This is a genomic window from Cryptosporangium aurantiacum (genome assembly GCF_900143005.1).
Lineage (GTDB): Bacteria > Actinomycetota > Actinomycetes > Mycobacteriales > Cryptosporangiaceae > Cryptosporangium > Cryptosporangium aurantiacum.
On record NZ_FRCS01000001.1, the window covers coordinates 325,482 to 351,537 of the forward strand.

A 26,056-nucleotide genomic window follows, 5' to 3' on the forward strand; every position below is an offset into this window, starting at 1 on the left:
ACCCAGCCGGAGAGTCGTGCACCTCAAAAGCCTCACGCTGAGGGGCTTCAAGTCCTTCGCCTCCTCGACGTCCCTGCGTTTCGAGCCGGGTATCACGTGTGTCGTGGGGCCGAACGGCTCGGGCAAGTCGAACGTCGTCGACGCGATCGCCTGGGTACTCGGTGAGCAGGGCGCGAAGGCCCTGCGTGGCGGCAAGATGGAAGACGTCATCTTCGCCGGCACCTCCGGTCGCGCGCCGCTCGGGCGCGCCGAGGTCACGCTGACGATCGACAACCACGATGGTGCGTTGCCGATCGAGTACGCCGAGGTGTCGATCACCCGGCGCCTGTTCCGTACCGGGGATTCCGAGTACGAGATCAACGGTGACTCCTGCCGTCTGCTCGACATTCAGGAGCTTCTCTCCGATTCCGGCATCGGCCGCGAGATGCACGTCATCGTCGGCCAGGGCCAGCTCGACAGCGTCCTGCAGTCGCGCCCGGAAGACCGTCGTGGGTTCATCGAGGAGGCCGCAGGCGTCCTCAAGCACCGCAAACGCAAGGAAAAGGCGCTGCGGAAGCTGGACGCGATGCAGGCGAACCTCACTCGCCTGACCGACCTCACCGCCGAACTGCGCCGCCAGCTCAAGCCACTCGGCCGGCAGGCCGAGGTGGCCCGCCGGGCCGCCGGTGTCCAGTCCGCACTGCGGGACGCGCGGCTCCGGCTGCTCGCCGACGACCTGGTGACGCTGCGGACCTCGCTGGAGCAGGACGTCGCCGACGAGGCCGCGGTGCGGGCACGGCGCGGGCAGGTCGACGCGGACCTGGAGGCCGACCGCGCTCGCGAGTCCGAGCTGGACGCCGCGATGGCAGCCGACGCCCCGGTGCTCGCCCGCGCGCAGGACACCTGGTACCGGCTGTCGGCGTTGCAGGAGCGTTTCCGCGGGCTGGCGCAGCTCGCCGACGAGCGTCTCCGGTACCTGTCGGCAGAGCCGGAGGACAGCCGCCCCACCCGGGACCCGGAGGCGCTCGAGCGCGAGGCCGCCGTCGTCCGCGGCCAGCACGAGGCGCTCACCGAGGCGCTCGAAGCCGACCAGGACCGCCTGGCCGAGGCGACCGAGGCGAGGGCCGAGTACGAGCGGCGCGCCTACGACGCCGAACGGGCCCACGTCGCCGCGATGAAGGCGGTCGCCGATCGCCGGGAGGGCCTGGCGCGGCTGACCGGTCAGGTCAACGCGCTGCGGACGCGCGCGACCGCCGCCGAGGACGAGATCGCCCGGCTGTCGGCCTCGCTGAGCGAGGCGCACACCCGCGCCGACGAGGCACAGACCGAGTTGGACATGGCGCAGGAAGCCGCCGACGGCCTGGACGAGGGCGACATCGACCTGTTCGCCCGCCACGCCGCCGCCCGCGAGGAGCTCGAGGTCGCCGAGGCCCGGGTCCGCGAGCTCGTCCAGAGCGAGCGAGTTGCCGAGCGCGAGGCCTCGGAGTGGAAGGCCCGGCAGGAAGCGCTGGCACTCGGACTGTCCCGAAAGGATGGTGCGGGCGCTCTGCTGACCGCCGGTGACCAGGTTCCCGGCCTGCTCGGCGGCGTGTCCGGGCTGCTGAGCGTCGAAGCCGGGTACGAGGCCGCGCTCGCGGCGGCGCTCGGCGGGCTCGCCGACGCGGTCGCAGTGGCGTCCGTGGACAGTGCGGTCGACGCGATCGAGTGGTTGCGGTCGGCCGATGCCGGCCGGGCCACGCTGCTGGTGGCGGAGAACGCCCCCGGGGCCGACGGCCCCTGGCCCGTCCTGCCCGACGGCGCCCGGTGGGCGGTCGACCTGGTCAAGGTCGACGACGACCTGCGTCCCGCGGTCCGGCGCGCGCTGCACCAGGTCGCGTTCGTGCCTTCGGTGGACGCCGCCCGCACGCTGGTGTCCCGCGAACCGAGCATCCGTGCGATCACGCCGGAGGGCGACGTCGTCGGTGCGGTCGAGGCGGCTGGCGGCGCCGCCAAGGCGCAGAGCACGCTGGAGATCCAGGCCGCAGTCGACGACGCCCGCGACCACCGGGCCGAGGCCGAGCGGCGCGGCGAACGGTTGCGCGCCCAGCTGGACGCCGCCCGCGCGGAAGTGGACACCCGCAAGGAGACCGTGCGGGTGGTCGCCGCGGCGCAGAAGGAAGCCGAGGGAGCCCGCCACCAGGCGGCGAGGCGGATCGCCGAGCTGTCGGCCGCCGCCCGCTCGGTGCGCGGCGAGGCCGAGCGGCTGGCGCAGGGCAGGCAGCGCGCCGAGGAAGCGCGGGACAAGGACCTCGAGGGCCTGGCCGCCCTGGAGGAACGGCTGGTGGCGGCCGAAGAGACCCCGTTGGACGACGAGCCGTCGACCGACGAGCGGGACGAGTTCCAGGCGCTGGCGAGCCAGGCGCGGCAGAACGAGATGGAGGTGCGGCTGGCCGTCCGCACCGCCGAGGAACGGGTCCGGTCGCTGGCCGGCCGGGCGGAGTCGCTGGAACGGGCCGCGGCGTCGGAACGGGCTGCCAGGGCTCGCGCCGAGGCCGCCCGCGCCGCGCGGGCGCGGGGTGCTGCGGTGGCGCGGGCCGTCTCGTCCGGTGCCCGGACGGCGCTGGATCGCATTGAGATCTCCCTCGCCGCGGCGGCCGAGGAGCGCGACGCGGTGGCCGAGGCGCGGGTCGCCCGCGAGGCCGAGCTGACCGGTGTCCGGGCCCGGGTGCGCGAATTGGCCGCCGAGCTCGACCGGCTCACCGACGCGATGCACCGCGACGAGGTGGCCAGGGCCGAGCAGCGGATGCGGATCGAGCAGCTGGAAGCCAAGGCCGCCGACGACTTCGCGATCGACGTCGAGACGCTGGCGAACGAGTACGGGCCGCAGATGCCGGTGCCGCCGACCCAGGCCGAGATCGCCGAGGCGGAGAAGAACGGCGAACCACCGCCGCCCGCGCTGCCGTACCACCGGGCGACGCAGGAGAAGCGGGCCGCGAAGGCCGAACGTGACCTGCAGCTGCTCGGCAAGGTCAACCCGCTGGCGCTGGAGGAGTTCGCGGCGCTGGAGGAGCGGTTCAAGTTCCTCAGCACGCAGCTCGAAGACCTCAAGGACACCCGTCGGGATCTGTTGACCGTGGTGAAAGAGGTCGACGACCGGATCCACGACGTGTTCAAGAGCGCGTTCGAGGACACCGCGCGAGAGTTCGAGGTGGTGTTCCGGACGCTGTTCCCCGGCGGCGAGGGGCGCATCTTCCTCACCGACCCGGACGATCTGCTGACCACCGGCGTCGAGGTGGAGGCGCGGCCGCCGGGCAAGAAGGTCAAGCGGCTGTCGCTGCTGTCCGGCGGCGAGCGGTCGCTGACCGCGGTCGCGCTGCTGGTCGCGATCTTCCGGGCGCGCCCGTCGCCGTTCTACGTGATGGACGAGGTCGAGGCGGCGCTCGACGACACGAACCTGGGGCGGTTGATCACGCTGCTGGAGCAGTTGCAGGAGTCCAGTCAGCTGATCATCATCACCCACCAGAAGCGGACGATGGAGATCGCCGATGCGCTGTACGGCGTCAGCATGCGCGGTGACGGGATCACGCAGGTGATCAGCCAGCGCCTGAAGGACGCGGCGAGCGCTTAGCGGTCGTCGCGCGGACGCGCGGTGGCCCGGTAGTAGTAGCCGTTCTCGTAGCAGAAGTAGTCGGTGCCGGCCGAGCCGGACTCCTCGTAGGTTTCGGTCCCGTAGCTCATCGTCCCGCTCCTTCCGCTCGTTGTGTTGGTAGGACCAGGATGGCCCCGCCGGCGTGCGCGGACGTTCGCCCGGCGCACGCCCCGAACGTTCGGTTGCCGACGTTCAGTTGAGCTCGGCGCGCGCCGGGAACGGTGCGACCGGGTCGGCAGTCGCCCGGTCGCGCCAGGACAGGGGTGTCTGGTTCACCGTCGACAGCCGCGGTGCGCTGCCCGGCGTCCGGAGCGCACGCTCCAGGCTGAACCGGGCCACCCGGCCGTCGATCACCAGCGTGCCCAGCTCGTTGCCGTAGAACGGCCCGGACAGCCGGGTCCAGCGCACGGCCGACTTCGGCACCTTCGCCCAGCGCGCCATCGGCCGCGCCACCGCCGCCGCCAACCGGCTCCAGCCCACGGTGAAGCCCAGCTTGATCGCGCTCGGCACGGTCTGGTGCACCGGCGACACGACGAGCTGGTAGACCGGCGTTTCCCCCGGCGGGTCGAACGACGCCTTCGCCACGTACGCGTGGTGGACGTCCCCGGAGAGCACCGCGATGCTCGCCGGACGCGGGCCACGCTCGCCGCGGGACACCTCCGCCAGCAGCCGTCCCAGCCGCTCGAACGACTCCGCGAACGCCGACCAATGCTCCAGGTCGGCGGCTCGCCGGACGACCTCGCCGATCTTGGCCAGCCGCGGCCCGCGGCTACCCGCGCACAGCGCCTCGTTCCAGTTCTCCACGTGGTGGATCGCCCACGGCAACAGCCACGGCAGCGAGGACGCGACGAGCAGGTGGTCGTAGTCGCCGTCGAACTGTTCGGCGAGCCACTCGAACTCGGCGTCGCTCATCATCGCCCGGTCGGTCTCGGTCAGGACCCGGCCGCACCGGGTGTCCACGACGACGACCCGGGTCCGCCCGTAGTCGATCGTGTAGCTCCAGCGCACGCCGGCGTCCGGCTCGCCGTCCACCTCCGCATCGGAGGTCGCGGCCAGCTTCTCCAGCAGCGGCGCGGCGTCCACCCCGGCGTCGCCTGCCGCGCGGACCGCGAGCCACATCGGGTCGAGCGCTAGGTCGGACGGGGAGAGATTCCCTAAATGCTGGTAGATCCAGTAGCTCGTCAGACCGCCGATGATCCGGGACCGCCACCACGACGTGTTCTCCACGTCGCGCCGCCATGCGTACGAGGTGTTCCAGTCGTCGCGGACGTCGTGGTCGTCGAAGATCATCGCGCTCGGGACGTTGGCCAGCAGCCAGCGGATGTCCGGGTCGCTCCAGGACTCCTGGTAGAGCGCCGTGTACTCCTCGAAGTTCGCGACCTCGAGGAACGGCGGCTCGTCGACCGGGCGGCGGCTGCGGATGAACTCCTGCGTCTTCGGTGAGGTGTGGTCGGCGTACACCTGGTCGCCGAGCAGCAGGACGGCGTCCGGCCACCGGCCGGGCTCCTCGGTCGCCATCCGCTGGGCGAACGTGTCCAGCGCGTCCGGCTCGTAGCCCATCTGTTCGAGCGCGTTGGGGGTGGCGTGCCTGCAGGAGCCGAAGATCAGCCGTTGGGTGTGCTCCGGTGCCGGTGTGCGCAGCACCGAGGGCGGATAGGGCGAGTCCGGTTCCGGCCACACGACGGTGTCGTCGAGCGTGACCTCGTACTGCTGCTGGGTGCCGGGCTGCAGGCCGTCGACGACGACCAGCGCGTAGTGGTGGCCGTGGACGCAGAACGTCCTTGCCGTGCGGCCGAGCACGTCGACCTCGCAGGGAGCGTCGGTCTCGACCCATACCGTGACGCTGGTGTCGGTGACGTGCCGGAGCAACGGACCGAGTACGAGCGCAGCCATGTTCGCCCAATCTGCTGTCAACGTGACCAGCTCAGGTGTTCCCCCGAAGTCCATCATCCCGAACGTCCTCCCGCGCGCCCCACCGCACTCCGGCAACCGCCCCATGAACGATCACGTAAGCGCTCCCTGTGGAGGCACGACGCCGAACGAAGCACGGGTCTGACAGGATTCGTGTCATGGAGTACCTGATCCTCGGTGCAGTCCTGCTCGTCGTGCTGATCGGCGCGGGCGTCGGACTGCTCGTTCCCCGCCGCCGTGGCCGGATCGACCTTCCGCCGGTGACCCCGGGCAAGGTCGCCGACGAGGTCTCGGGCGGCACCGACACGCTGGTCCGGCCGCCGGTCGAGGAGGCGCCGGTCGTCGAGCCGGAGGCTCCGGCGGTACCGGAAGCGCCGGTGGTGCCGGAGAAGCCGGCGATCGAGGTCCCGGAGCCGACCGCGGGCCGTCTGGTCCGGTTGCGGTCCCGCCTCTCCCGCTCGCAGAACGCGCTCGGCCGCGGCCTGCTGGCCCTGCTCTCCCGCGACCACCTCGACGAGGACGACTGGGAAGAGGTCGAGGACGCGCTGCTCACCGCCGACGTCGGGGTGGCCGCCACCACCGAGATCGTCGAGCGGCTGCGCGAGCGGACCCGGGTACTCGGCACCCGTACCCCCGACGAGCTGCGGAAACTGCTCGCCGACGAGCTGGTCGCCGCGATCGGCGCCGACGTCGACCGGGCACTGCGCACCGCACCGCACGCCGACCGTCCCGCGGTCGTGCTCATGGTCGGCGTCAACGGCGTCGGCAAGACCACGACCTGCGGAAAGGTCGCGCGCGTCCTGGTCGCCGACGGCCGTACCGTGCTGCTGGGCGCCGCCGACACGTTCCGCGCCGCCGCCGCCGACCAGTTGCAAACCTGGGGCGAACGGGTAGGTGCGGAGACAGTCCGCGGTCCGGAGGGCGCCGACCCCGCTTCGGTGGCGTTCGACGCCGTTCGGCAGGGAATTGCGGCGAAGGTGGATACCGTGCTGGTAGACACCGCTGGCCGGTTGCAGAACAAGGTGGGTCTCATGGATGAGCTCGGCAAGGTCAAGCGGGTGATCGAGAAGCACGGGCCGGTCGACGAGACCCTGCTCGTCCTCGACGCCACCACGGGCCAGAACGGCCTGGCGCAGGCCCGGGTGTTCACCCAGGTCGTCGACGTCACCGGGGTGGTGCTGACGAAGCTGGACGGCACCGCCAAGGGCGGCATCGTGATCGCCGTCCAGCGTGAGCTGGGCATCCCGGTCAAGCTGATCGGGCTCGGCGAAGGCCCGGACGACCTGGCTCCGTTCGAACCGGCGGCCTTCGTCGACGCGCTCCTCGGCGAGGCGGCGTGACGCAACAGGAGATTCCGCTCGAGGGCGGCAGCGTCAGCACTGTCGTCCGGGTCGGTGACACCGTCAGACGGACAGCCGGCCCGTGGACGCCTGCCGTGCACGCGCTGCTTCGCCACCTCGAAGCGGTCGGCTTCACCGGCGCGCCGCGCGCGTTCGGGATCGACGAGAAGGGCCGCGAGGTTCTCTCGTACCTCGACGGCGAGACCGGGGAGTACCCGCTCAAACCGCACTGGACGACCGACGAAGCGCTGGTCACCGTCGCGACGATGCTGCGGCTGTTCCACGACGCCCAGGCCGGGTTCGTGCCACCGCCGGGCACGCGCTGGCGCTCGTTCGGGCCGCCTCCGCCCGACACCGAGGTGATCTGCCACCACGACGCGGCGCCGCACAACGTCGTCTGGCGGCCGGACGGGACGCTGGCGATGATCGACTTCGATCTCTCGTCGCCCGGTGCCCGGATCTACGACGTCGCGTACTCGGCGTGGACCTGGGTACCGCTCTTCTCCGACCGGGACTCCCGGACGCTCGGCTGGCGCCATCCGGATCGGCCGCGGCGGCTACGGCTGTTCGCGGACGCGTACGGGCTGACGCCGCGCGACCGGGCTCGGTTGGTGCGCACGATCCGCACCCGGATCGTCGATCACATCGAGGGCATCCGGCGGATGGCAGAAGCGGGCGAGCCGGCGTTCGTCCGGATCGTGCAGAAGGGCCACCTCAAACGCCCCGTGCGCGACCTCCGTCTCATAGACCACGAGCGCCATCTTCTGGAGCACGCGCTGCGTTAGGAGTCATCCGGAAACCCGGCACTTCTCCGCGTGAGCGCTGACTACCATTTCGAGGATGCGCGACGCGGATCTGGGTGCCGTGGCAACCATGTATTCGCAATTGGCCGGAGTGCTGGCCGGCTTCGCATTCGCGGGCGTCGTCGTCATCGTTTCGGGATCATTAGGGGGATCGGCGTCCGATGGACGCCAGGCGTTCGTGCTGCGCGAGGCGCTGGCGACGATGGTCTGTTCGTTCTTCGGACTCGCGCTGGCGGCGCTGACCTACGCGGCGATGGGCGCGGATGCGAACCGGCCCGGCTCGTTGGCCGCCGAGCACCTGTTCGCCGGGGTGCAGTTCCTGATCGCCGGACAGTTCTCCGTCTTCTCCGTGCTGGCCCTGATTCAGGCGTCGATCGGCGGAGACGTCTTCTACTACGCGAATCGGTTACTGAGCCAGTTCTCGGCAATTCCGATGTTCGCGCTGCTCTGCCTCGGGGTCGACCTGTACTGCGATATTCGTTACCCGCAGGGCGGGCCCGACTGGATCAGCGTCTGCATCGTCCTGCTGATCGCGCTGCTGACCGTGTGGGGCGCATTCGGTTATCTCTCGTACGGGTGGGTGGCGACCCGCCGCCTCCACGTCGCCAGCTGGACCGCGATCAGTCGGCTCTACGTCGAACGGCGCAAGTCGTTGTTGGCGATCGCGGCTTCCGGGTTGTTCATCATGACGTCCTGCACGCTGGCGGTCTGCTTCCTGGTCGCCCATGACGCCTCCGCCCGCTGGACGCCGCCGCTCGCCGTAGCGGTGGTGATGCTCCTGGTCGGGTTCCTCGGTGCGGCCACGTTGCCGATCTACCTGTATCTCACCCGGATCCAGCCGCAACCGTTCGCACGCGGCGACCGGGTCGCGTTGGCGGCCGACAAGCACTACCTGACCGGCAACATCGAGGAAGGGGCGCCGGGCACCGTCACCGCCATCCACGGCTCGGCCGCCTACCACGTGCGGTACACGGTGCAGTTCGACCACCGGGACGCGAAGACCACCAGGCTGTACGCACACGATCTGGTCCGGCTTCCGGACGACCCGGCCTAGCGATCTGTCACGTACCTCGTCGCCAGAACCGGCGGCGGGGCTTCGCCGGACGGGGCGCGCGCTGGGCGAGTTCTTCGGCGGCCAGCGGGGGGAGTTCGCCGGCGTCGCGGAGGGAGTGAGCGAACGCGAGGCCGTCGGCGAACGAACCCGACGGCGGGCGCCCGGCCGCCCACTGCACGAAGCGCGGAGTGAACGCCGCACCCAGCGACGCGGCCAGCAGCGGCCAGGCCCGCGCGACCTCGCCTGCCCGCTTCCGCAGCAGCGCCCGGCGAGCAGCGCCCACCCGGTCGGCGTCAAAGCCCGGCGGTAGCTCGCCGCCACCGACGAGCGCGGCCACCAGCGCAGCCTGCGCCGCCGCCAGCTCCGCGGCGCCGCCTGCGCGGGCCGCCGCGCCCGCGCTCGCGGCGCCCGCGCTCGCGGCGCCCGCGCTCGCGGCGCCCGCGCTCGCGGCGCCCGCGCTCGCGGCGCCCGCGCTCGCGGCGCCCGCGCGCCGGCCTGGCGCGCCCGCGCCTGCGTTCCCGCCTTCGGCGCCCGCGGCGGGCTCGTTCATCGGGCGCCTGCGACGACGCCCGCCTCGACCGCCGTGGTGATCGCGGCGAGTTCGGCGCGGAGCACCTCGGCCGGCGGGTAGTCGCCGTCGCGTTCGAGCAGCCACCCGGCCGGCGTCGCACGCTCGGCCAGCGCGGTCACCAAGTCCAGTACCGGCTGCGGCACCGGATCGGTGTGCGTGTCGTGGTACAGCCCCTCGTGCTCCCGCCCACCGGCCACGTGGACGTACGCGACCCGATCGAGCGGTAAGCGGTCGAGCAGCGCGACCGGATCCTGGCCGCGGTTCTGCGCGTTCGCGTACACGTTCGCGACGTCCAGCAGCAGGAGCGCGCCGGTTCGGTCGAGGACCGCGTTCAGGAAGTCGGCCTCGTCGTACTCGTCGTCCGGCCAGTCGAACAGCGCCGCGATCGGCTCCAGCGCCAGCGGTACACCACCCAGCCCGTCGACGGTGCGGGCGTAGTTCGCGGCCAGCGCGTCCACCGCGGCTCGGGTCCGGGGCACCGGCAGCAGGTGCCCCGCCTCCAGGTCACCGGCCCGAACGAACGCGATGTGTTCGCTGACCAGCGGTGCGTCCAGCAGCGCCGCGCACTCGGCCAGGTGCGCCACCCGCGACGGCTCGACCGGCTCGGCGCCGCCCAGCGACAGCCGGACGCCGTGCGGCACGCACGTCACCCCGCGTTCCCGCAGCGTCGCCAGCGGGCCGGACAGCGGCAGGTGCGTGTGGATGCCCTCCGCGACGACCTCGCAGAACCGCAGGTCCGGCAGCTCCGCGACGATCCCCGCGATCTCCGGGCGCCAACCGACCCCGACGCCCAGCTCCGGCAGCGAGCTCATCCGCCGCACCCTCCTCCTCCGCCGCAACCACCGCCGCCACCGCAGCTCGACCCGCTCGAACACGATGACGAGCTGCTGCACGACGAACCGCTGTCCCCGCTGCCGCTGCTCGACGAGCTCGACGTACCGGCCGCCGCCGCTCGCCGGATCTCCGACTCGGCAGCGAACGCGGGGTCGGCAGCGTACAGCGCCGCGGTGCCGAACAGCGCGACGCCCATCGCCGCACCGACCGCACCGTACGCACCCCACGCCGGGTTGAGCTCGGGCTTGAGGTGATCGTGGCGGCGGATCTCGTCCCGGAGCGCGGTTTCACCGGCCTTGGTCTTCTCCGGCGCGCCACCGAGCAGGAAGAAGATCTGGATCACGGTGAGCACGATCAGCAGCGCGGTCAGGTACCCGACCGGCTTGCCCGCGGCCGCTCCGTCCCAGAACCGGACGGCGCCGAGCATCAGCACCGGCGCCGGCAGCAGCCCGAGGAACCGGTAGGTCACCCGCTGCGGGCCGGTGAGCACCAGCCCGGCCTGTTCCAGGTCCTTACGAACGATGTCGACCGCCTGCCGGACCCGCTGGTCGGCCAGCAGCATCCAGACGTGCTTGCGGCCGCCGGTGATCGCCCGGTGGACGGCGTTCTCCAGCGGGTGCAGGCCGTTGATCGGCGGACGGGACGCCGCGACGCCACCGCCGGAAGCAGCGGTGACCAGGTGGCGTGCCCGTAGCCCGGCGATCGCGGACTGGACGGCCTGCAGCGGCCCACCGGCCAGCAGCGCGAGCGCGAACGGATCGGACACCGGCAGCAGGGTCTCCGGTCCGGCGCCCCGCGCGATGCCGCGGCGCAGCACGACCGCCAACCAGATCGAGACCCCGGCCAGGACCGCGTATCCGATCAGGAACGTCGTCCCGGGGATCCCCCAGGTGTCACCAGGAGCCGCGAGGATTCTCATCGGGCGCCTCCTTCCGCTTGTCCGCTCCCGTGCCCGTCCGTCCGGGACAGGCCCTTCTGAGCTGAGAGTGGCAGGTCGACCCGGTGCGCGGCTCGGGCGTGTCGCAGTATTGACAGCCTGGTCAGCCGCCGCAGCTCGACCCGCTCGACGAGGACGACGAACTGCACGACGACGAGGACGAACTGCACGAGGACGAGCTGCTGCACGACGAGGACGAACTGCCCGACGAGGAACTGCTGCACGACGACGACCCGGATCCGCTGTCAACCGTCGAACCGCTCGCGCCCACGTCCGAGTTCGGGATCCCGGCCTCCGTGGCGAACGCCGGGTCGGCGACGTACAGCGACGCGGCGCCGAACAGCGCGACGCCCATCGCCGCACCGGTCGCTCCGTAGGCGTCGAAGGCCGGCCGGTACGACGGCCGGAGGTGTTCGTAGCGGCGAACTTCCTGCCGCACCGCCGTTCGACCGGCGTGCGTGGTGTCCGGGACGCTACCCAGCAGGAACACCAGCTCGACGAGGACCAGAACGAACACCAGCAACGTGAGGACGCCGACCGGCTCGCCACGCGCAACCCCGGCGAACCACCGCACGACCCCGAGTACCAGCACCGGCACCAGAAGCAGCCCGGAGAGCCGGTAATACGCGCGCTGCGCCGCGGTGGTGGCGAGCCCGTCCTGCTCCAACCGGGCCCGCGCGGCGCCGATCGCGGCCGCCACGTGCCCGTCGGCCAGGATCGTCCACAGCCGGGTGCGCCCGGAGGCGATCGCCCACAGGGTGGCCGCCTCCACCGAGCCCAGCCCGTCGGCGGTCGACCTGCTCGCCACGATGCCGCCGCCGGCAGCCGCGGTGACCAGGTGGCGGGCGCGCAACGTGGCGATCGCGGTCGGGACGGCGAGCCACGGTCCGCCGCTCAGCAACGCGACCAGCAGGGGATCGGTGATCGGGCGGAGCGTCTGCGGCGCCGGGCCGCGAGTGAGCGCGTGCCGGATCACCACCGTGGCCCCGATCGCCACCCCGGCGAGGACGACGTAGATCAGGAGGAACGCGGGACCGGAGATGCCCCAGGTGTCACCGGGAGCCGCGAAGGTTCTCATCGGGGGCCTCCCTGCCGTCGGCCGCGGGGTCCCCTCGCGGAACGTTCTGGTCTGCTCGGCGGTCGAGGATCGCACGCAGCGACGACCAGGGGCTCCACGGTGTCGTCACCGCGACAGGCCCGGACCGCCACCGGCCCGCCAACCGCGCCGACACCGGGCGGAACCGACGTCCGGCCGGCGCTCCGTACGGCGGACCGGCGTCCTCCGGAACACCGCCCGCGTCCGGAACGTCGCTCGTCGCCCCCGTGCGCAACAGCACGTCGGTCAGCCCGGCTCGGGTCGCCACCAGTAACACGGTGTCTCCGGCGGCGACCGTGGCGTCCGGGCGGGGATGCCAGGTCAGGGTCCGCGTCCGTCCGGCGCCTGCGCGGCCACCGTTGCGCGGTGCCGCCACCTCCCGGACGTGGCCGAAGACCCGCACGCGGCCGGACTGCTCCAGGTCGCTCAACGGCTGCTGGTCGGCGGGGCTGCCGGGCCCGACCGGTACCTCGGCGACCAGCAGCACGCCCCGGCCGTGCCCGATCGCGGCCTTGACCTCGCGGCCGAGCATCGCGGCGAGGAAGACCGGCGCGGCCGCGGCCGAGACCGACAGCGAGACGGCCTGCGGCAGCGCGCCGGTGATGCGGTCGGAGAGGTCCTGGTCGAACAGCCGGAGGACGATGCGGAGGTCCTGGTCCATCGCCCACACCGCGAGCCCGACCTCGACGTTCGCCACGTCGTCGTCGGTCGCCGCGACCACGCTGCGCGCCCGGTGCGCCCTGGCGGCGCGCAGCGTGTGCTCGTCGCTGGCGTCCCCGCGCACGACCGGGACGCCCAGCCGCCGCGACACGGCCGCGACCGAGGCGTCCGGATCAGTGTCGATCCCGACCACCGGAACCCCAGCGGCCCGGAGCTGTTCGACCATCCGGAGGCCCACCGTCCCCAGCCCGCAGACGACGACGTGCCCGGTGACCCGGCCGACCGAGGGCCCGAACGTGCCCGCCAACCGGCTGCCGAGCAGGTCGTCGACCGCGAACGCGGTGATCAACGCGATCAGGACGACGCCGGCCAGCATCGAACCGGCCACGAACAGCGTGACCGCGGCGCCCGCGCGCTCGACCCCGTCCGGCGCTCCGGTGGTGAGCGTGGAGACCATTCCGTAGAACGAGTTGAGCCAGCTCAGCCCCAGCCCGTCCTTGAGCACGAAGGAACCGACCGCCACCAGCGCGGACAGGCCGGCGAGCGTCCATCGCAGACGGCCGCTCGCCCACCGGGTGAACCCGCCGGGCCAGCGCATCCGGCGGCGGGTGACGTCGGCCACCCGCAGCGCCGGTTCGCCGAGCACGAGTTCGGCGTCCGTGCAGTCGCGGTCGGGCAGCAGCGCGGTGCCCTCCGGTGCGGCCGGATCGGTGCGGGCGAGGACGACGTACGGGCTGCCTGCGACGGTTTCGGGCGGTCCCGCGTTGAGTGTGCGGCCGCCGATCTCGATCAGCTGCTGTCCGTCGCCGAGCGCGGCGTCGACGAACGACGGTGCCGCGATCAGCGACGACGAGAGCACGGTGCAGTCGTGGCCGAACAGACCCTCGACGCGGCGCGCGAGCTTCTCGTCGAACATCCGGATCACCAGGCGGATCTCCGGGTTCAGCTCGCGGGCGGCCAGCGCGGCGTGCAGGTTCCCGACGTCGTCGTCGGCCAGTAGCACGAGCGCCGACGCGCTCGGAACCCCGGCGGCCTCCAGCACCGCTTTGTCCCGCCCGGAACCGGTGCGGACCGTCGCTCCGGACCGTCGGAGGTGGGGGACGAACGGCCCCTCCAGGTCCGGCACGACGACCGTGACCCATCCCGTCTCCGATGAGGACGCCGGGCGAGCGGCCGGCCGTGCGGACGGAAGCCGACGGAGCCGGGAACCGTTGGCCGGCATCGTGGTCGGCTTCCTACCGGTCGCGACGTCCTCCAGCTTGCCGAGCTCCTCGACCAGCCGAACGGCTAGCGCATCGGAGCCCACCAGAACGACCGGCGGGTGTGACCCCGTTAACTCCATACAGGCGACCTCGGAGTGAGAACAGTGGGCGTCATGCCCGGGATGGTACGGATTTCTGCAGGTCAGCGCGCCGCCACGTGAAATCCGTGTGGGGAAGAGTTAACTGGCAAGAAACACAGCGTCACGAACAAGAAACTCCTCTGAACGCCCGTCGAAACGTCCTCGCACCACGCTGGCGTCGACGCAGGCGAAGGGTTACCCGGCCCTAACCAGTCTGCGGTGACCCCCACATCTTTGTTCCTCGGAAGGAGGGGCATGGAAATCAACTCCGGCGATACCGCCTGGATCCTCGCCAGCAGCGCCCTCGTCCTACTCATGACGCCGGGTCTGGCGCTCTTCTACGGCGGGATGACCCGCGCGAAGAGCGTCCTCAACATGATGATGATGAGCTTCGGTGCGCTCGGGCTCGTCACGGTCCTCTGGATGCTCTACGGCTACTCGCTCGCGTTCGACGACGACGCCTTCGGTGGCCTCGTCGGCGGCCTGGGCAAGATCGGCCTGAAGGGCACGCTCACCGGGGTCTCCGGCACGCTGCCCGAGACCGTGTTCGCCTCCTTCCAGCTCATGTTCGCGGTGATCACCGTCGCACTGATCTCCGGTGCGATCGCGGACCGGGCCAAGTTCGGCGCGTGGATGATCTTCGCCGGCGTCTGGGCGACGCTGGTCTACTTCCCGGTCGCCCACTGGGTGTTCGCGTTCGACGGCGACACCACGCAGGGTGGCTGGATCGCCAACGACCTGCAGGCGCTGGACTTCGCCGGTGGGACCGCGGTCCACATCAACGCCGGTGCCGCCGGCCTGGCGCTCGCGCTGGTGCTCGGCAAGCGCAAGGGTTGGCCGCGGGAGAGCTTCAAGCCGCACAACCTGCCGCTGGTCCTGCTCGGTGCCGGTCTGCTGTGGTTCGGCTGGTTCGGCTTCAACGCCGGTTCGGCCGTCGCCGCCAACAACACCGCGGGCATCGCGTTCATCAACACGCAGGTCGCCACCGCTGCCGCGGTGCTGTCCTGGCTCGTGATCGAGAAGGTCCGCGACAAGCACGCCACCACCCTGGGTGCGGCGTCGGGTGCGGTCGCCGGTCTCGTCGCGATCACCCCCGCCTGTGGTTCGGTCAACCCGGTCGGTGCGCTGATCATCGGTCTGCTGGCCGGTGCGGTCTGCGCCCTGGCCGTCGGTCTCAAGTACCGCCTCGGGTTCGACGACTCGCTCGACGTCGTCGGCGTCCACCTGGTCGGCGGTCTGGCCGGCTCGCTGCTGATCGGTCTGCTCGCCACCGACACCGTCGTGGCCGACACCAACGGTCTGTTCTACGGCGGCGGCCTCGGTCTGCTGGGCAAGCAGGCAGTCGCCTCGTTCGCGGTCCTGGGCTACTCGTTCGTCGTCACCTACATCATCGGCTTCATCATCAAGAAGACGATCGGTTTCCGGGTGGACGAGGAAGCGGAGATCGAGGGCATCGACACCGCGGTCCACGCGGAGTCGGCCTACGACTTCGTGTCGGGCAGCAGCCTCCGCTCGGGCGTCGTCGGTGGTCCGGCCCCGGCTGGTATCAACGACCAGAGCGTCCGCGAAGCGGCTCCGGCCGGTAAGGAGTAGAGCCCGATGGCGAAGCTGGTCACCGCAGTCATCAAGCCGTTCAAGCTGGAGGACGTCAAGGGCGCCCTCTCGGCGCTGGGCATCGCCGGCCTCACGGTCTCCGAGGTCCAGGGCTACGGACGGCAGAAGGGCCACACCGAGGTCTACCGGGGCGCCGAGTACCAGGTCGACTTCGTACCGAAGGTGCGCATCGAGGTCGTGGTCGACGACATCGACGCCGCCAAGGTCGTCGACGCGCTGGTCGCCGCCGCCCGCACCGGGAAGATCGGCGACGGCAAGGTGTGGGTCACCTCGGTCGACGAGGTGATCCGGGTCCGTACCGGCGAGCGCGGACTCGATGCCCTCTGACAGGCAGAATGGCAGCCTGAACGGGCCGGCCGGGTCGAATGACCCGGCCGGCCGTGAGGCTCCGGACGTCCGAGCGCCCTTCGGAGTCGGCGGCCCACCGTCGCGGGCTCAGCTCTCCGACGCGCTCGACCGCTGGCTGGCGGGGCTGTTGCCGCCGGTCGCGGGCGTGGCCCTGGTCGCCGTCGGCAGCCTGGGTCGCCGCGAGGTCGTCGCCCACAGCGACGTCGACCTCGTTCTCCTCCACACCGGACATCCCCGGATCTCCGAGATCGCCGAGTCCGTCTGGTATCCGATCTGGGACTCGGCGGTCGGACTCGACCACGCCGTCCGCACCGTCGACGAGGCGGTGGCGGTGGCTCGCACCGACGTCAAAGCGGCCCTGGGGCTGCTGGACGCGCGATACGTGGCCGGTGACCGGGCGCTGGCCGACGAACTGGCCGCCGCCGTCCGCGCCGCCTGGCGGGCCAGCCCGGCCGGTTGGCTGGGCGAACTGCGCGAACTCACCGAGGCGCGCTGGCGGACCGCCGGTGAGCTGGCGTTCCTCCTCGAACCCGACCTGAAGGAAGCCCGCGGCGGAATCCGCGACGCGGTGACCCTGCGTGCGCTGGCCTACGCCCAGCTGGTGGACGCGCCCAGGGGCAGCGTGCGCGACGCCTACCGGCTGCTGCTCGACACCCGGGACGCACTGCACCGGACGAGCGATCGTGCGCTCGACCGGCTCCTGCTGGCCGAACAGGACGCCGTCGCCGAGGCCCTCAACTACGCGGACGCGGACGCGCTCCTGCACGCCGTGGCCGATGCGGCCCGCACCATCGCGTACGCGTCCGACACCGCGTGGCGGCAGGTCGACGGCCTGCTCAGCAAGCGTCGCCGGTGGCCGATCCGGCGCCGCTCGACGGTGAACCGGCGGCCGCTCGCCGAGGGTGTCGTGGAGCAGAACGGCGAGGTCGTGCTGGCGCGTGGCGTCGACCCGGCGCTCGACCCGGTGCTGCCGCTGCGGTTCGCCGCGGCCGCCGCGGTGGCGAACATTCCGCCGGGCCGGTCGGCGCTGGAGCGGCTGGCGACCGCCGCGCCGCCGCTGCCGGACGTCTGGCCGGAGACCGCGGTGCACTCGCTGGTCGCGCTGCTCGGGGCGGGTGAGGCCGCGATCGGCGTCTGGGAGGCCTGCGACCGGCACGGCATGGTGGAGAAGTGGCTGCCGGAGTGGGGCCGGGTCCGCTCGCTCCCGCAGCGCAACGCGCTGCACCGCTACACGGTCGACCGGCACCTGGTGGCGGCCGCCGTGGCGGCGGCGCCGCTGACGCGGCGGGTCGCCCGTCCGGATCTGCTGCTGATCGGCGCGCTGCTGCACGACATCGGCAAGGGACTACCGGGTGACCACTCGGAAGTCGGTGCCGAGATCGCGAGCCGGATCGCGGTCCGGCTCGGACTGGCGGGAGAGGACACCGACGCGCTGGTCCGGCTGGTCCGGTACCACCTGCTGCTCGCCGACACCGCCACCCGGCGTGACCTGGACGACCCGGCGACGCTGGAGGTCGTCGCCGAGGCGGTCCGGCATGACGGGGTGCTGCTCGACGTCCTGCACGCGCTCACCGAGGCCGACGCCGCGGCCACCGGCCCGGCGGCCTGGAGCGGCTGGAAGGCCGGCCTGGTCAGCGACCTGGTCCGGCGGGTGCACGTCCTGATCGGCCAGGGGACGCCGCCCACGCCGCGTCCGCGCCCGGCGGAGGTGTTCGCGGCCACCGACCCGCTACCGGCGCCGGGGGAGTGCACGGTCACCGTCCACGGCGACGAGGTCGCGGTGGTCGGCGGCGAGGGCGTGCAGCAGTTGCTGAGCCGGACCGCGGGCATCTGCGCGCTGCACCGGCTCGACGTCTACGCGGCCGACGCCGGGACGTTCGACGGCCGTCCGGTCGTGGTGGTGCGGGCCTCGCCGCGGTTCGGGCGGTTGCCCGATCCGACGCTGCTCACGGCCGACCTGCGCCGGGCGGTAGCGGGCAACTACGACGTGTCGTCCGCGCTGGCCCGCCGCGAGGCCGAGGCTCGGGAGAACACGACGGTGGCGCCGCCGCAGGTCAGCTGGGTGCCGGACGCCTCGAGCAACGCCACGGTCCTGGAGCTGCGTGCCGAGGACCGGCGCGGGCTGCTGCACGACGTCACGGCCGCGCTGGAGGAGGCGGGTGCGGTGGTGCGGGGTGCCCGGATCAGCACGTTCGGGTCCGCGGTCGTCGACGCGTTCTACCTGATCGGAAGCGACCTGGAGCAGGACGAGATCACCAAGGCGGTGCTGGCCGCCGCGCAGAACTAGGGCGTCACGCGGTCCCGTTCCCCGGCGCAGCACGGAAAGTGCGGCGGTACGCGCCGGGGGACGTACCGACCGACGCGGCGAAATGCTGCCGTAGCGACGCGGTCGTCCCGAAGCCGGCCCGGTGGGCGATCCGCTCCACGGACAGGTCGGTCTCCTCCAGCAGGTGGCGGGCCCGGTCCACCCGGTGCGCGGTCAGCCACGTCCCCGGTGCCTGCCCGGTCTCCTGCCGGAACCGCCGGGTGAACGTCCGGACGCTCATCCCGGCGTGCGCGGCCAGCGTCGCGAGGTCGAGTGATTCGTTCAGGTGCTCCAGCGCCCAGGCGCGGGTCGAGCCGGTGGACGCGTCGGACGTGGCCGGCATCGGACGCTCGACGTACTGCGCCTGGCCGCCCTCGCGCCACGGCGGCGCCACGCACCGCCGCGCCGCGTGGTTGGCCACCTCGCTGCCGTGGTCGCGCCGCACCAGGTGGAGGCACAGGTCGATACCCGCGGCGACCCCGGCCGAACTGGCGATCGGCCCGTCGTCGATGAACAGCACGTCGGGGTCGAGCGTCACCTGGGGGTAGCGGGCGCGGAATGCGTCCGCCCAGAGCCAGTGCGTGGTCGCGCGCCGTCCGTCCAGCAGGCCGGTCGCCGCGAGCACGAAAGCGCCGGTGCAGATCGACGCCGTCCGTGCGCCACGCGCGGCGGCCGCGCGCACCGCGTCCAGCGCCTCGGTCGGAAAGTCTCGCGTCCCGGCGGTCTTTCCGCGGATGCCGGGGATCAGCACGGTGTCGGCGGTCTCCAGCTCCTCCAGCCCGTACTTCGGCAGGATCGCGTAGCCGGCGGTGGTCTGCACTGGCGCGGCGCCCGGCGAGCACACGTGCACGCGGTAGAGCCCCTTGCCGCCCCGGTCGGCCGAGCCGAAGACTTGCCCGGGGATACCGGCGTCGAACGGGACCGCATCGTCGAGCAGGAGGACGGCAACGCGATGGCGAGCATCCATGGCCTGATTCTTTCACATGGTGTCTCGCGGGCCACTGGTCGGACGCAGAGCCGTCGGCGAAGCTGGTTGCCGTGGTCAACTCCGCTGCCGCTGTGAAGCCCAGGATCCACCGCGCCTGGCTGGTCGCCGCCGTCGCGTTCGTCGCGCTGGTCGGCGCCGCCGCGTTCCGCGCCGCGCCGAGCGTCCTGATCCTTCCGTTGCAGGAGGAGTTCGGCTGGTCGACGGCCGACATCTCGCTCGCGGTCACGGTCAATCTCGTGCTGTTCGGGCTCACCGCTCCGTTCGCCGCCGCGCTGATCCAGCGGCTCGGCCTGCGCTGGGTGACCACCGGCGCGTTGCTGCTGGTCTCGGCTGGTGCGGCGGCCACGGTCGGGATGACCGCGCGCTGGCAGCTCGTGCTCTGCTGGGGCGTCCTGGTCGGGCTCGGCACCGGGTCGATGGCGCTGGTGTTCGCCGCCTCGGTCGCCGACCGGTGGTTCGTCGCCCGGCGCGGCCTGGTGGTCGGCATCCTCACCGCGGGCAGCGCCACCGGCCAGCTGGTCTTCCTGCCGCCGGTGGCCGCGCTGGCCGAGTCCCAGGGCTGGCGGGTCGCGTCGCTGGCGGTCAGCGCGTGCGCCCTCGCGGTGGTGCCACTCGTCGTGTTGTTCCTCCGCGACCGGCCGGAGGATGTCGGGCTGACCCGGTACGGCACCGACGAGCCGAGCCCCGAGCGTTCCACCAGCACGGGCGCTGTCCGTTCCGCCTTCGGTGGCCTCGCGCTCGGCGTCCGAAGCGGTACGTTTTGGCTGTTGGTGGGCGGGTTCGCGATCTGCGGAGCGTCGTCCAACGGGTTGATCGGAACCCACCTCGTGCCGGCGGCGCACGACCACGGCCTGCCCACGACGGCGGCGGCGAGCCTGCTCGCGATGATCGGGATCTTCGACATCGTCGGGACGATCGCGTCCGGCTGGCTTACCGACCGCTACGACCCGCGGCTGCTGCTGCTCGTGTACTACGGGCTGCGTGGTGCGTCGCTGCTGTTGCTCCCGGCGCTGATGCCGTCGCTGGGGCACGGCGTGGGGCCGACGATGCTGCTGTTCATCGTGTTCTACGGGTTGGACTGGGTGGCCACCGTGCCGCCGACGGTGGCGCTCTGCCGGCAGGCGTTCGGCGATCGCGCGCCGGTCGTTTTCGGGTGGGTGTTCGCGTCCCACCAGCTCGGCGCGGCGCTGATGGCGACCGGTGCCGGGTGGATTCGGGACACGTTCGGCACGTACACGCCCGCCTGGTACGCCGCCGGTGCGCTGTGCCTTCTCGCCGCCACTCTCTCGGTCGGCGTCGGCCGGGGTCGAGGGGCGGCTACGCTCAAGGGGAAGGATTTGAGCCCAGTAGTGGCCACAGCCAGCTGACCCCGTGAGGACCGATGTTCGACACGCTCTCCGACCGGCTCTCCGCCGTCTTCACTTCGCTCCGTGCGAAGGGTCGCCTGACCGACGCCGACATCGACAAGTCCACGCGGGAGATCCGGGTGGCGTTGCTCGAGGCTGACGTCGCGCTGCCGGTCGTCAAGGCGTTCGTCCAGTCGGTCAAGCACCGGGCGCGCGGCGCGGAGGTCCACCAGGCCCTCAACCCGGCGCAGCAGGTCGTCAAGATCGTCAACGAGGAGCTGATCGGCATCCTCGGCGGCGAGACCCGTCGGCTGCAGTACGCGAAGAACCCGCCGACCGTGATCCTGCTGGCCGGTCTGCAGGGTGCCGGTAAGACGACGCTCGCCGGCAAGCTGGCGCTCTGGCTGCGCAAGCAGGGGCACGCGCCGCTGCTGGTCGCGGCCGACCTCCAGCGTCCGAACGCGGTGCAGCAGCTGCAGGTCGTCGGTGGCCGGGCCGAGGTCGAGGTGTTCGCGCCCGAGCCCGGTAGCGGCGTCGGCGACCCGGTGGACGTCGCCCGGCGCTCGATCGACTTCGCCCAGCGTCAGCAGCACGACATCGTGATCGTCGACACCGCGGGTCGCCTCGGTATCGACGCCGACATGATGGCGCAGGCCGCGGCGATCCGGGACGCGGTCAACCCGGACGAGATCCTGTTCGTGGTCGACGCGATGATCGGTCAGGACGCGGTGACCACCGCCCAGGCGTTCAAGGACGGCGTCGGCTTCAGCGGCGTCGTGCTGACCAAGCTGGACGGTGACGCCCGCGGTGGTGCCGCGCTGTCGGTGCGGCACGTCACCGGCGAGCCGATCATGTTCGCGTCCTCCGGCGAGAAGCTGGACGACTTCGACGTCTTCCACCCCGACCGGATGGCCTCGCGCATCCTCGGGATGGGCGACATGCTGACGCTGATCGAGCAGGCCGAGCAGGTCTTCGACGCCGAGCAGCAGCAACGCATGAGCGAGAAGATGCTCGGCGAGGGTGACTTCACGCTCGACGACTTCCTCGAGCAGATGGTCGCGGTCAAGAAGATGGGCCCGATCAGCAACGTGCTCGGGATGCTGCCCGGCATGAACCAGATGAAGGGCCAGCTCGACAACCTCGACGACAAGCACTTCGACCGGGTCGCCGCGGTGATCCGGTCGATGACGCCGGCCGAGCGGAACGACCCGAAGATCATCAACGGGTCGCGGCGCCTGCGCATCGCGAACGGTTCCGGTACCACGGTCACCGACGTGAACCAGCTGGTCGAGCGGTTCTTCGAGGCGCGCAAGATGATGCGGCAGATGACCAGCCAGATGGGCTTCGGCGGGATGCGCCGTGGCGGCTCGTCGAAGAAGGGCAAGGGAAAGAAGGGTCGCAAGGGCGGTGGCGGCGGTCGTCCGCGGCAGCAGCTGCCCGGCGGCTTCCCGGCTGGGTTCCCCGGCGCGCTGCCCGCTGAGCCGCCGCCGGCGGCGGCCCCGGAGGCCCTGCCGGGTGGGTTCGAGATGCCGAAGATCGACTTCTCGAAGCTGCCGAAGAAGTAGTCCTTGGCTCCGGTGCTGGTCGTCGACGGCGCGAACGTCGTCGGGTCGGTGCCGGACGGGTGGTGGCGCGATCGTGCCGGAGCCGCGGTGCGGTTGCGGGACGCGCTGGTGCCGGTAGCGGATGCCGGGCTGGATGGTGTTCCTGGGCCCGTGCGCGTCGTACTGGTCGTCGAGGGCGCGGCGCGCGGGGTCACCGGCGTGGACGGCGTCGAGGTCGTGTCGGCGCCGGGCAGCGGCGACGACACGATCGTCGAGGTGGCCGCTTCGGCGGACGGCCCGGTATGGGTGGTGACCGCCGACCGAGCGTTGCGCGAGCGCGTACGCGCCGTCGGCGCTCACGTCGTCGGCCCGCGCGCGGTCCCGCGGCGCTGAGCGATGCACATTTTGTGCCCCCGGGGCGGCACGGAATGTGCAGCGCTCGAGAGCGGTGGGCCAGAATCACGTGGGTGACGGCACTTCATCTGCGGGGCGTGGTACTTCCGGACGACGTCGAGCGTGACGTCTGGATCGTCGGTGACCGGTTGACGTTCGAACCGGTGCCGGGCGCGTCCACGGTCGCGTCGGGCGGTTTTCTGCTGCCGGGGCTGGTCGACGCGCACTGCCACCCGGGCATCGTGCCCGGCGGCCCGGTGACCGAGATCGCCGAGGCCAAGCGGCTCGCGCTGATCGACAGGGACGCCGGGGTCCTGACGATCCGGGACGCCGGCTCGCCGCTGGACTACCGCGAACTCGACGACGATCCGGACATGCCCCGGCTGATCAGGGCCGGACGGCACCTCGCGCCGCACCGCCGGTACATCCCCGGCCTCGCCGTCGAGTGCGAGCCGTCGGAGCTCGCGGCCGCCGCTGTCACGCAGGCAAAACTGGGCAACGGTTGGGTGAAGCTGGTCGGCGACTGGATCGACCGCGGCGCGGGCGACCTCGGCCCGACCTACGACGACGCGACGTTCGCCGCGGCGGTGACGGCGGCCCACGACGCGGGGGCGCGGGTCGCGGTGCACACGTTCAGTGAGGCGGCGCTGCCGGGCCTGATCGCGGCCGGGGTCGACTCGATCGAACACGGCACGGGGCTCTCGCTCGATCTGATCGACGCGATGGCCGCGCAGCGCACCGCGCTGGTGCCGACGATGACGAACATCGCGACGTTCGATTCGATCGCCGATCGCGCCGAGGGGAAGTTCCCCGGGTACGCCGATCACATGCGGCGGTTGCGGGCCGGCTTTCCGGCGGTGGTCCGGGCCGCATACGAGGCCGGCGTCCCGATCTACGTGGGCACCGACGCGGGCGGCGGGGTCGAGCACGGGCTCGCCGCGGGGGAGATGCTGCGGCTGGCCGACGCGGGGATGGCGCCGATCGACGTGCTGGCGGCCGGGTCGTGGGGAGCGCGGGCGTGGCTCGGGCTGCCGGCGATCGAGGAGGGTGCGCTCGCGGACGTCGTCGTCTATCCCGAGGACCCGCGCACCGATCTGCGCGTGCTGGAAGCGCCCGCCCGCATCATCCTGCGGGGCCGCGTGGTCGCCTGACGGTTACTCGGTCACGGAGTGTTCGTGACACGCCCTAAGATCAACCGTCATGGCAAAGGCTCCCGTTCTCACGCCGCAGGCTGAGGACTTTCCCCGCTGGTACCAGGACGTGATCGCGAAGGCCGAACTGGCCGACAACGGGCCGGTCCGCGGCACGATGGTGATCCGACCGACCGGGTACGCGCTGTGGGAGCGGATGCAGCGCGAGGTCGACGACCGGATCAAGGCCGCCGGGGCGCAGAACGCGTACTTCCCGCTGTTCATCCCCGAGTCGTACCTGCGCAAGGAAGCCGAGCACGTCGAGGGTTTCAGCCCCGAGCTCGCGGTGGTCACCCACGCCGGCGGCAAGCAGCTCGAGGAGCCGGTCGTCGTTCGCCCCACGTCCGAGACGATCATCAACGCCTCGTTCTCCAAGTGGGTGCAGTCGTACCGTGACCTGCCGCTGCGCGTGAACGCCTGGGCGAACGTCGTCCGGTGGGAGATGCGCCCCCGGGTGTTCCTCCGCACCACCGAGTTCCTCTGGCAGGAGGGGCACACCTGCCACGCGACCCAGGACGACGCCCGCGCGTACGCCCGGCAGATCCTGCACGAGGTCTACCAGGACTTCATGGTCAACGTGCTGGCCGTTCCGGTCGTCGTCGGCCGGAAGACCGCCAAGGAGCGGTTCGCCGGCGCGATCAACACGCTGACCTGCGAAGGCATGATGCGCGACGGCAAAGCGCTGCAGATGGGCACCAGCCACGAGCTGGGCCAGAACTTCGCGAAGGCGTTCGACGTCCAGTACCTGTCGGCCGAGGGCCAGCGTGAGTACGTCTGGCAGACGTCCTGGGGCGTCTCCACCCGGATGGTCGGCGGCCTGATCATGGGCCACGGCGACGACAACGGGCTGCGGCTGCCGCCCCGGTTGGCGCCGACTCAGGTCGTCGTCATGGTCGTGAAGGACGGTCCGGGAGTCGGGGAGTCGGCCGCGAAGCTCGTCGCCGAGTTGCGCGGCGCGGGCGTCCGGGTCGAGCTGGACGACCGCACCGACACCCCGTTCGGACGCCGTGCGATCGACGCCGAGCTCAAGGGCGTGCCGGTCCGGATCGAGGTCGGTCCGCGCGACCTTGCCGAGGGAAACGTCACGCTCGTCCGCCGCATCCCCGGCACGAAGACCCCGACGGCGCTGGGCGGCGTCACCGCGGCGGTCGGCACCGCGCTCACCGAGGACCAGCAGGCGCTCTACGACGAGGCGTTGGCTCGCCGCGAGGAGAAGACGGCCGACGTCACCACGATCGAGGACGCGGCCGCGGCGGCCGCCACCGGCTGGGCGCGGATCCCGTGGTCCGTGCTGTCCGACGGGGGCGAGGCGCGGCTGGCGCAGGACGCGATCACGGTGCGCTGCCTGCTCCGTCCGGACGGATCGGTGCCGGAGTCGGACACCGAACCCGACGTGATCGCTGTGGTGGGCCGGTCGTACTGACCGTGAGCTACTTCACGCCCGGCCGGACCGCGCTGGTCCGGCACTGCCGGGGTGGTGTGGTGCAGGCGGTCCGCCCGTGCGTCGTGGTCTCCGACGACGCCGACGGCACGCTGCTCTGGCTGCCCAAGGACACGCCGACCCGGACGTCGTTGTTCGCCGACGGGCGTCCGGTGCGGGACGTGCCGCTCGCGGAACGGTTCACCCGTGAGTGGCACACCGGGCCGGGCGTCTGGACCGGCACCAGCGCGCTGGAGTGGATCCCGCCGGGTGCTCCGTGGCACACCGTGTACTGGTTCTTCGACGGTGACGGCCGGTTCCGCAACTGGTACGTCAACGTCGAGACGCCGCCGGTTCGCTGGGCCGACGCTGATTCAACTGCGGCCGGCTTCGACTCCGACGATCTGGAGCTGGACGTCGTCATCGCGCCGGACCGTTCGTGCGTGCTCAAGGACGAAGACGAGTTGGACGCCGCCGTGCGCGCCGGTGACTTATCGGCGCGCGTCGGCGACCGGACCAGGCTGGAAGCGTCCGCTGCGATCGACGCCGCCACCGCGGGCCGGCCGCCGTTCGACGGATGGCTCACCGACTTCCGGCCCGACCCCGGCTGGACGCCTCCGGGGCTGCTCGCCGGGTGGGACCGGCCGGTCGTCTCCCGCACCGCCGAGGACCTGCTGAGCCGCTCGCTCTGACCGGGCCGGAGCCGATTCGGAGCATCCGCGGCGGATCTGGCAGAATAGGCGGCTGAACTGA

General features: G+C 72.0%; 20 protein-coding genes. 13 read left to right on the forward strand and 7 right to left on the reverse strand.

The genetic code is table 11. The features are described 5' to 3' along the window. Positions 1–16 precede the first annotated feature (16 nt). Positions 17–3,586 carry a chromosome segregation protein SMC gene (smc, locus tag BUB75_RS01385; protein WP_073250622.1) on the forward strand — a complete coding sequence of 1,190 codons (3,570 nt, stop codon included), beginning with the start codon at positions 17–19 and terminating at the stop codon, positions 3,584–3,586. 213 nt (positions 3,587–3,799) lie between these two features. Here smc and BUB75_RS01390 read toward each other — a convergent pair whose 3' ends face one another. Next, complete coding sequence (locus tag BUB75_RS01390; RefSeq protein WP_073250623.1) at positions 3,800–5,500, reverse strand: alkaline phosphatase D family protein; 1,701 nt, start codon at positions 5,498–5,500, stop codon at positions 3,800–3,802. Positions 5,501–5,676: 176 nt separating this feature from the next. On the opposite strand from BUB75_RS01390, the gene ftsY reads away from it, so the two are divergent. Genes ftsY through BUB75_RS01405 form a run of 3 tightly spaced genes read left to right on the forward strand, consistent with a single transcriptional unit; the run spans position 5,677 to position 8,715 of the window. Then, entirely contained in the window at positions 5,677–6,858 is a 1,182-nt protein-coding gene (gene ftsY, locus BUB75_RS01395) for a signal recognition particle-docking protein FtsY (protein ID WP_073250624.1), read from the forward strand. Next, complete coding sequence (locus BUB75_RS01400; RefSeq protein ID WP_035857132.1) at positions 6,855–7,643, forward strand: phosphotransferase; 789 nt, start codon at positions 6,855–6,857, stop codon at positions 7,641–7,643. Before ftsY ends, BUB75_RS01400 begins: the two co-directional genes overlap by 4 nt. 55 nt (positions 7,644–7,698) lie before the next feature. After that, positions 7,699–8,715 carry a hypothetical protein gene (locus tag BUB75_RS01405; RefSeq protein ID WP_143174980.1) on the forward strand — a complete coding sequence of 339 codons (1,017 nt, stop codon included), beginning with the start codon at positions 7,699–7,701 and terminating at the stop codon, positions 8,713–8,715. 7 nt (positions 8,716–8,722) lie between these two features. Here BUB75_RS01405 and BUB75_RS01410 read toward each other — a convergent pair whose 3' ends face one another. From BUB75_RS01410 to BUB75_RS01430, 5 genes are all read right to left on the reverse strand, one after another. Beyond that, positions 8,723–9,265: an SCO6045 C-terminal-like domain-containing protein gene (locus tag BUB75_RS01410; RefSeq protein WP_073250626.1), complete on the reverse strand. Its 543-nt coding sequence runs from the start codon at positions 9,263–9,265 to the stop codon at positions 8,723–8,725. Continuing rightward, positions 9,262–10,098, reverse strand: coding sequence for an MbnB/TglH/ChrH family RiPP precursor modification enzyme (locus BUB75_RS01415; RefSeq protein WP_073252571.1), 837 nt, complete (start codon positions 10,096–10,098; stop codon positions 9,262–9,264). The genes BUB75_RS01410 and BUB75_RS01415 overlap by 4 nt, the downstream gene beginning before the upstream one ends. Beyond that, entirely contained in the window at positions 10,095–11,039 is a 945-nt protein-coding gene (locus tag BUB75_RS01420; protein ID WP_073250627.1) for a TIGR04222 domain-containing membrane protein, read from the reverse strand. Before BUB75_RS01420 ends, BUB75_RS01415 begins: the two co-directional genes overlap by 4 nt. A gap of 121 nt (positions 11,040–11,160) precedes the next feature. After that, a complete protein-coding gene (locus tag BUB75_RS01425) occupies positions 11,161–12,135 on the reverse strand; it encodes a TIGR04222 domain-containing membrane protein (protein WP_073250628.1) in 975 nt (324 codons plus the stop codon). Next, entirely contained in the window at positions 12,110–14,155 is a 2,046-nt protein-coding gene (locus BUB75_RS01430) for an NAD-binding protein (RefSeq protein ID WP_084740119.1), read from the reverse strand. Before BUB75_RS01430 ends, BUB75_RS01425 begins: the two co-directional genes overlap by 26 nt. 255 nt (positions 14,156–14,410) lie before the next feature. Between BUB75_RS01430 and BUB75_RS01435 the strand changes: the two genes are divergently transcribed. The 3 genes from BUB75_RS01435 to BUB75_RS01445 are packed head-to-tail and all read left to right on the forward strand — an operon-like array spanning position 14,411 to position 18,404. After that, positions 14,411–15,748, forward strand: a complete 1,338-nt coding sequence (locus tag BUB75_RS01435; protein WP_178379731.1) for an ammonium transporter — start codon at positions 14,411–14,413, stop codon at positions 15,746–15,748. Between the two features lie 6 nt (positions 15,749–15,754). After that, a complete protein-coding gene (locus BUB75_RS01440) occupies positions 15,755–16,096 on the forward strand; it encodes a P-II family nitrogen regulator (protein ID WP_073250630.1) in 342 nt (113 codons plus the stop codon). Further along, a complete protein-coding gene (locus BUB75_RS01445) occupies positions 16,086–18,404 on the forward strand; it encodes a [protein-PII] uridylyltransferase (RefSeq protein ID WP_073250631.1) in 2,319 nt (772 codons plus the stop codon). Before BUB75_RS01440 ends, BUB75_RS01445 begins: the two co-directional genes overlap by 11 nt. A 4-nt stretch (positions 18,405–18,408) precedes the next feature. On the opposite strand, the gene BUB75_RS01450 is transcribed toward BUB75_RS01445, so the two are convergent. Then, the gene (locus BUB75_RS01450; RefSeq protein WP_073250632.1) at positions 18,409–19,389 is read right to left on the reverse strand and encodes a GlxA family transcriptional regulator; all 981 of its coding nucleotides are present in this window, start codon (positions 19,387–19,389) and stop codon (positions 18,409–18,411) included. A gap of 92 nt (positions 19,390–19,481) precedes the next feature. Here BUB75_RS01450 and BUB75_RS01455 point away from each other — a divergent pair, with 92 nt between their 5' ends. From BUB75_RS01455 to BUB75_RS01480, 6 genes are all read left to right on the forward strand, one after another. Next, the gene (locus BUB75_RS01455; RefSeq protein ID WP_073252576.1) at positions 19,482–20,777 is read left to right on the forward strand and encodes an MFS transporter; all 1,296 of its coding nucleotides are present in this window, start codon (positions 19,482–19,484) and stop codon (positions 20,775–20,777) included. Between the two features lie 14 nt (positions 20,778–20,791). Next, positions 20,792–22,321 (forward strand): signal recognition particle protein, encoded by a 1,530-nt coding sequence (ffh, locus tag BUB75_RS01460; protein WP_073250633.1) that lies wholly within the window; start codon positions 20,792–20,794, stop codon positions 22,319–22,321. Positions 22,322–22,324: 3 nt separating this feature from the next. Further along, positions 22,325–22,693 (forward strand): NYN domain-containing protein, encoded by a 369-nt coding sequence (locus tag BUB75_RS01465; protein ID WP_073250634.1) that lies wholly within the window; start codon positions 22,325–22,327, stop codon positions 22,691–22,693. 74 nt (positions 22,694–22,767) lie between these two features. Next, positions 22,768–23,844 (forward strand): amidohydrolase family protein, encoded by a 1,077-nt coding sequence (locus BUB75_RS01470; RefSeq protein WP_245806201.1) that lies wholly within the window; start codon positions 22,768–22,770, stop codon positions 23,842–23,844. A 49-nt stretch (positions 23,845–23,893) separates the two neighbouring features. Then, on the forward strand, positions 23,894–25,306 hold the full coding sequence (proS, locus tag BUB75_RS01475) for a proline--tRNA ligase (protein ID WP_073250636.1): 1,413 nt from the start codon (positions 23,894–23,896) through the stop codon (positions 25,304–25,306). A 2-nt stretch (positions 25,307–25,308) separates the two neighbouring features. Then, a complete protein-coding gene (locus BUB75_RS01480) occupies positions 25,309–25,995 on the forward strand; it encodes a ribonuclease FAU-1 family protein (RefSeq protein WP_218617225.1) in 687 nt (228 codons plus the stop codon). Positions 25,996–26,056: the final 61 nt, after the last annotated feature.

Bases quoted from the DNA above. Each gene is read 5' to 3' on its own strand.
- BUB75_RS01390 (WP_073250623.1), bottom strand. From the start codon at position 5,500: ATGGCTGCGCTCGTACTCGGTCCGTTGCTCCGGCACGTCACCGACACC.
- ftsY (WP_073250624.1), top strand. From the start codon at position 5,677: ATGGAGTACCTGATCCTCGGTGCAGTCCTGCTCGTCGTGCTGATCGGC.
- BUB75_RS01405 (WP_143174980.1), top strand. From the start codon at position 7,699: ATGCGCGACGCGGATCTGGGTGCCGTGGCAACCATGTATTCGCAATTG.
- BUB75_RS01410 (WP_073250626.1), bottom strand. From the start codon at position 9,265: ATGAACGAGCCCGCCGCGGGCGCCGAAGGCGGGAACGCAGGCGCGGGC.
- BUB75_RS01415 (WP_073252571.1), bottom strand. From the start codon at position 10,098: ATGAGCTCGCTGCCGGAGCTGGGCGTCGGGGTCGGTTGGCGCCCGGAG.
- BUB75_RS01420 (WP_073250627.1), bottom strand. From the start codon at position 11,039: ATGAGAATCCTCGCGGCTCCTGGTGACACCTGGGGGATCCCCGGGACG.
- BUB75_RS01425 (WP_073250628.1), bottom strand. From the start codon at position 12,135: ATGAGAACCTTCGCGGCTCCCGGTGACACCTGGGGCATCTCCGGTCCC.
- BUB75_RS01430 (WP_084740119.1), bottom strand. From the start codon at position 14,155: ATGGAGTTAACGGGGTCACACCCGCCGGTCGTTCTGGTGGGCTCCGAT.
- BUB75_RS01435 (WP_178379731.1), top strand. From the start codon at position 14,411: ATGGAAATCAACTCCGGCGATACCGCCTGGATCCTCGCCAGCAGCGCC.
- BUB75_RS01440 (WP_073250630.1), top strand. From the start codon at position 15,755: ATGGCGAAGCTGGTCACCGCAGTCATCAAGCCGTTCAAGCTGGAGGAC.
- BUB75_RS01445 (WP_073250631.1), top strand. From the start codon at position 16,086: ATGCCCTCTGACAGGCAGAATGGCAGCCTGAACGGGCCGGCCGGGTCG.
- BUB75_RS01450 (WP_073250632.1), bottom strand. From the start codon at position 19,389: ATGGATGCTCGCCATCGCGTTGCCGTCCTCCTGCTCGACGATGCGGTC.
- ffh (WP_073250633.1), top strand. From the start codon at position 20,792: ATGTTCGACACGCTCTCCGACCGGCTCTCCGCCGTCTTCACTTCGCTC.
- proS (WP_073250636.1), top strand. From the start codon at position 23,894: ATGGCAAAGGCTCCCGTTCTCACGCCGCAGGCTGAGGACTTTCCCCGC.